The following is a 6,000-nucleotide window of genomic DNA, read 5'->3' on the forward strand; positions in this document are numbered from 1 at the left end:
CCCCTGACAAATGAGAATGTTGAGCCCTATATCTACGTTCATCCATTTTACACTAACATCGGAAACCGCTTAATCCGACATCGTCTAGGGTCTAATCGCGTTGGTAAGGCTTGATTGTCGGCAACGCTTACCACACTAACTTCTGAATACACGGGTTAATATAACTGGCATCAACGGCGAGACGTAGCTTGTGACAAGTACGGAACTTCTTCTTGCCCTACTTGCAAGATTTAGATTCTCCTTCGCGGTAAACTTTGAGCCCGGTTGCATCTCTGGCTAGTTGCTCAGCAGGAGTTAGAGAACGGGTTCGATACCTAATTTAGAAGAGCTTTATTAATATATACTGATGTCGCTATAGCTCAGTTAGCGATTTTCATTAGCATATTCACCAGTTTTAAAAGCGGAGCCAATGAAGTATCCTTAACATCAGAGATACAATCCAAGAGTAGCTTCAATATAAATGCAGCACCTATGCCGTGGAGGCTGAGTTAAAAGCCTTGAGCATACCCGCTGTGATGCTCTTCAACAATCCAGCTATTGATAGCTTGTTTGCATATCCCAAAAGTTAACAACAATTAATTCAGAAGAGATACATTACACCTCTTCCAATTACTAACTTTGCCTTTGGGATTGCCTGCACAATGCTTTCCTAAGCTAGGTCTATGGAATTAAATTCTAAAGATTCTGCAACCCCCACAATTCAACAAATCAAATCCAAACAACATAAAGTTAAATGGCGATGTTTCTTCGAATTAATTAGACCTTACCAAAGCTGCTTTGGTGACACTGATAAAAAATGCATTTCATTGTGCCAGTCACATCGAACAAATAATGGAACAACTTATTCCAGCTTGTGACGGCGGCCACATTATAAATTATTTAAATACATTACCTTAAATATGTATTTATTCAATAACAAAACGATAGAGATGATGATGAAGCTAACAAAAGTAACCATGGCAACTGCATTGTGTTTATTTTCACATTCGATTTTTGCAAATGACTTTGAAGATAAAAGCTTGAATATATACGCAAACTTCAATATGCATACTCAATATGAGACAACGGATGCTACAAGTCGTCGCAGTGAATTAGGGCTTGGTTCAGACGGTTCGGCAATTGGTATGATGGGTAGTCTCCCATTAGAAAACAACTGGCGCAGCTTTGGTCGGATATCATTTCATACAGACCCTGTAAACCACAGTGGGTCTCCCTACAGGGACGGACTACGATATCAATGGGCATATGTCGGGCTTGAGTCACTTGACTATGGTAAAATAGTCATTGGTCGCGATGACACTCTCGTTCAGCATGTAGTTCGGAAGGCTGATGTTCACGGCAACTCTGTTGGTGGTGCAAAATACCTAAACCACTCATCGGCCATCCGTTGGCATGGCGGCACCTTTACCTACTATACACCACGATCATTTCCTGTAGATCTAGCATTTCAATACATCGACCCTAATTCCAATGATCGTGGCGGAGCTGGTTTCCTAAATTCAGACGGTTCTGAAGCCGATACAAAAGGGTATTTGGCGACGGCTGAAAAGAAATTGGGTGGTCTCGAACTTATTGCGCTTGGCCGTTATCAACACGATGGCGCTGACGGGTTTGCTTTAGGTGCTAGGTATCGCATTGGCGATTGGAAGTTAGGCGGTGCCTATTTAGACAGTCGGGCTCGACTAACTCAAGCCGATGTAGATCGATTAGGGACTTACGAAAAACAGGATGTAACTTCACTTTCATTCAGTGTTACCCATCGGGTTAATGTCAGCAATGAGATTAAATTTCAATACAACCATACTAGTGATGGATATTTTGCAGGTGGCGCGCTCAATGGAATTACGCCTCGTTTTGATTTGAAAGATATTGCTGTTGATCAATTCGTTCTATCTTATACTAAAACTCTGTCTAATGGCGGCAATTTGTCACCACAATTAACTGCATTTTCATATGATGATGACAATAAAGAAAATGATCTCGTATTGGGTATTCTTTATGGGGTGCGCTTTGGTCACACAGTGAAATAGTTGTATATGTATAGTGCTGTCACTTTATTATAAGGCATTTATAACGTAGACAGCCTTTAATCTTTCGAGTGAGCCCCTAGTTATTTTTAATGTTATTTAATTTATCTAGGGGGATATGGCGACGGTTTAAGATGGATTTAATTTTTACCTATACAGTTTTTGTCTGATGTGGCAAAATTTTTAATTGGTAGCGAATTTATTGGTTATATACATCTACATTGGTGCAGTCAGTTTTGATATCGTCGCCTGCAAGATTGATATGGATTTAAAATACTCTTGACTCTAATTATTATTATATCCCATCGCTATAGCGAGCCTACGCTTTATTTTATATATTAGCAAGCCATTCTAGTTTGTTGACATCGACGATGTGCGAAACGATGACTCCCGGTCATTATACAGCGTTCGCCAAATTTAGCTTTGGTTATAGTTAAAACACCAATCGTATTGTGCACCACACAACATCATCAAGATAACATTATATATATCGACGCCACTAATGCACCTCACTCAATTACAACAAAGCAACAACTATTAAAAGGAACAAGTATGTTAAAGAAAACAGTAGCAATTGCCATAACTATATTGTTAAGTGCAAATCACACTTTCGTTTTTGCTGATGCGGCTCCTCAAAAAAGTGGAGCGAGCCTGATGCAGGGCTCAAGCAAGCAAGGTCACTTAGGTTCAATAGAAATTAATCCTTATGGGAATGCGCCACTAACCGCAATCATTGACCTAAACAACAATGACATTAATGATGTACATGTGACGATTCATGGGAAAAATACTAACAGCGTAGAAATTAGCTATCGTGTATCTAAGTCAAGTATATTGACACATGATGGAATACCAATTTTTGGTCTGTATGCAAGTCATAGAAACCAAATATCAGTGAACTACAAATTAGACGGACTAAACGTCCATGAAGTGTATCACGTACAAACCGGTGGTCTTAATAATAAGCATCACGAGGCAATGGTTAGGGAGTTCCCGGAAGCAAATGTTGTAAAAGTATCTGAAGGCTTTGAAGAACGCTTGTATTGGATTAACTCCCAAACTGCCAATAGACGATCTAAAGATCTAAAGTGGAGCAATGGAGGTGCTTTAGGTTTCAACTTTGCATCAATCAACTATATTACAGATACTGAGGGCGAAGTTCGATGGATATTAGATGATTCTTCATTCTCCGATGATGAGCACCTCCTAGGTCGTGGGTTGATTATGGGTGTCCATCAGGTTTCCGGAGGAGAAATAATTTTTGGCAAGGGTCAAAAATACTTTCGTATGGACCTAATGGGAAGAATGATAAAGGAACGTCGTTTGCCCCGAGGCTATGCTGATTTCTCACATGAAATCAGAGAAAGGCCTAATGGCAATTACATCATGCGTGCTGCAAAGAGAAACTATGTCAGAGATGACGGTCAGGTTGTGACAACTGTCCGGGATCATATATTAGAAGTTGATCCAAGCGGCAATGTTGTAGATGTATGGGATTTGAATAAAATCTTAGACCCTTTGCGAGATAACTTACTTGGAGTCCTCAATGCTGGTGCTGTCTGTTTGAATGTTGATGATGAGCTTAGCGATGAGATGGTGAAAATTGAGCCTGATGCGCCATTTGGTGATGGTCCAGGTGTTGGCCCGGGAAGAAACTGGGTCCACGTTAATTCTATTGACTTTGATGAAGATGACGATTCAATAATTATTAGCCCTAGACACCAAGCAACTGCAATTAAGATCGGTCGAGATAAAGAAGTCAAGTGGATTCTTGGTGCGCCTGATGGTTGGACTGGTGATTTAGCGGAAAAAGTGTTGAAGCCAATCGACAGAAATGGTAATGAAATATCATGCAGCCATGGGAAGTGTGAAGGTGATTTTGATTGGGGATGGACTCAGCACACAGCTTGGTTAAATACACACAAAGGCACCCTGACCGTTTTCGACAATGGTGATGCTAGAGGTTTGGAGCAACCACCGTTTCCAGACATGAAGTATTCTAGGGCCGTTGAGTATGATATTGACGAGGAGAACCTAACAGTAGAGCAAATATGGGAGTATGGAAAGGAACGCGGGTACGAATGGTACTCACCAATCACTTCCAACACGGAATATAGAGGTGACAAAGATACAATGTTTATATTTGCAGCATCCGCGGGCTTGCATATGAAAGATTGGACGCGTCCGATATTAAATGAAATCGACTACAAGACAGGGGAAGTTATGGTCGAAATAAAGTTTGATAACTCTGGTCCAAGAGAGCCAGGATACAGAGCTATTATTATCGACCCAGAGTTTGCATTTAATTCTAAAGATTAATGCAGCGACATGGCAACAGGTATATAGTGGCTACGCTATACCTGTTGCCATGTGTAATCTCCGTACGTCTATTTATAAATAAAACGGATCGCAATCAGAGCAGCTCAAAACGTTTCGCCAGGTTCTGTTAGTATTATCGAGAGGCTTTAAGCTTAAGGTCCAGCGTATGTGATATTCCTAGCTCCCTCATCATTTTTGAACTCTGGTAGTGGCGCAAAAAGCTTGCTCTTTTTCATGTCATCATGATTGACGGTATGGCGAGATCATTCAAGCGTAAAGCGAGCAAAACTTGTTAATCATCAATCGACCTGTCAACAGCGCACAGGTGAGCGGCGACTAATAACCGCTGATAACACATGTGGCAACTGCTAAGGCCTTCATGAACAACGCCTCGCCGTTCCCGGGTGACGGACATGGATTGTAGAACGTGGAGAACAATTAGGATCAGTTATTTAGACTCGGAATGGATTAGCGTAACTCACTCCGACCACTGGTTATTTAACTTGCTACATCGAGACGGGCCATACACTGTTCATCGCCTTCACTAAGACAGTTAAATTGAGTAAAAATATTCTCCGCCCTCAAGTGATATCCGTGTGAGTCACGCCGATTAATTTGAGCAAGAGACGCTCATGCTATTGCCCTTAACCCACTCACCTCTCGCTTAAAGATAACATCCCCATAACTTCCTCATAAAGCTCGACGCTTCCTTTATCAGAGCACCCCGCCCAAGCATACGCTCCGATCGCATCAAATAACTTATTAAAAACCTCAAGTTCTTTTAGGTCAGAGTTTGACCTTAAGAGATCTCGACTGCTAATATATGCTATGTATCCCAGCTCAAAAATCATCATATCATGTATTATATCTCTAACATCTTCCTTTGATTCAGATAAATCACCTGAATCGATCGCCATGGTAAAAAGTGAGACATTAAAGTTTCGGAGAGTTAAAAGTGCACACCGGATCTCACTTAATATTTCCTCGTTAGCATTATTCCATAAGTTTTTATTTGACGGGTAAAAGTTAAGACCACTGTCAATTAAACACCTCGTTGGTTTGGAAAGCAGCTTCACACAATAAAATAGGACTATTTTATCTCTATGCCCGCCACCAAAAGACGAAACAACCTCACGAGTGAGCTCAATTCTATCAAGCACCAAGCTTAGGTATGTGTGCGCCAATACGTCGTCTTTAGAGCTAAAAAGTCGATAAAATACTGTTCTGGGGACTCCGGATGCCTTTATTACATCGCTCAAGCTAAAGTTAGCCAATCCTTTTTGGCGGATTAATGGTGGTACACTCCGAGTAACCTTACTAATAAGTTTAAGATGCTTATCACTTTTAGATTTGTATAGACTGGCTCTTTCATCACTCACGTCATCACCCGCCTCATCGGATTCTTTACTCTCTAATAGAAATAATTATACACCGAGTTATTGACTATTTCACTCTAAACACAATCGAGCGCAAAGGAATCTGCCACGCCTTGTAATCGGCACTATTGGGTAATTCATTATAGGGACAGCCTAAATAACTGTTCCGAAATGTAGATCACTGAGTTCTCAGATTTGGAGGGAACTCGGCTTCCAAAGTGCGATCTGATCAATCGCCAAACCAACCAGGCCGACAAGGAAGCCGAGCCCAATGATGC

The 6,000-nt window shown here is 41.1% G+C and carries 3 protein-coding genes; 2 read left to right on the forward strand and 1 reads right to left on the reverse strand.

What is annotated here, in order from left to right; translation table 11 throughout:
* Nucleotides 1–935 precede the first annotated feature (935 nt).
* Nucleotides 936–2,030: a porin gene (locus ABEA08_RS11415; protein ID WP_345335439.1), complete on the forward strand. Its 1,095-nt coding sequence runs from the start codon at nt 936–938 to the stop codon at nt 2,028–2,030.
* Between the two features lie 549 nt (nt 2,031–2,579).
* Nucleotides 2,580–4,346 (forward strand): aryl-sulfate sulfotransferase, encoded by a 1,767-nt coding sequence (locus tag ABEA08_RS11420; RefSeq protein ID WP_345335440.1) that lies wholly within the window; start codon nt 2,580–2,582, stop codon nt 4,344–4,346.
* Between the two features lie 653 nt (nt 4,347–4,999).
* Here ABEA08_RS11420 and ABEA08_RS11425 read toward each other — a convergent pair.
* Nucleotides 5,000–5,725, reverse strand: coding sequence for a TetR/AcrR family transcriptional regulator (locus ABEA08_RS11425; protein ID WP_345335441.1), 726 nt, complete (start codon nt 5,723–5,725; stop codon nt 5,000–5,002).
* Between the last annotated feature and the right edge of the window lie 275 nt (nt 5,726–6,000).

Origin of the sequence: Ferrimonas pelagia, assembly GCF_039543565.1 — a bacterium.
Lineage (GTDB): Bacteria > Pseudomonadota > Gammaproteobacteria > Enterobacterales > Shewanellaceae > Ferrimonas > Ferrimonas pelagia.